Genomic DNA, 310 nt, shown 5'->3' with positions numbered 1-310 from the left:
CGTTAGGGTCGATCATGGGTCACTCCTGTGCGATCTTCAGCGTGCCTGGCGGTACGAAACCCGGGTGGGCCAGCCGATTGCGCTGCACCATTTCCTGCGCCCGGCTGGCGTCACCGAATCGGCGATAGGCCAGCACCAGCGCGGGCAAAGGCTCAGAGACCTTCATGTCCACCAGACGTACACCGGAGGCCGCCACCGCGTTGAGGTGCCTGATCAACGCCTGACGCAACGTGTTGAGCGCCAGGTAATGTTCGGGATCGGCTTTCAACGACGCTTCCCAGATGGCCGAACTCAGCGTGTCGCGCAGTTC

At 62.9% G+C, this 310-nt stretch carries 1 pseudogene; it reads right to left on the bottom strand.

Features of this window, described 5'->3' with window-relative positions:
• Positions 1–19: 19 nt before the first annotated feature.
• Positions 20–310 (bottom strand): annotated as a pseudogene (locus ALO43_RS18730) (DNA circularization protein); the annotation flags it as partial.

The sequence above is a fragment of the Pseudomonas tremae genome (assembly GCF_001401155.1).
Lineage (GTDB): Bacteria > Pseudomonadota > Gammaproteobacteria > Pseudomonadales > Pseudomonadaceae > Aquipseudomonas > Aquipseudomonas tremae.
The sequence above is the reverse complement of the archived record's forward strand: the minus strand, read 5'-3'. Positions and strand labels throughout refer to the sequence as shown.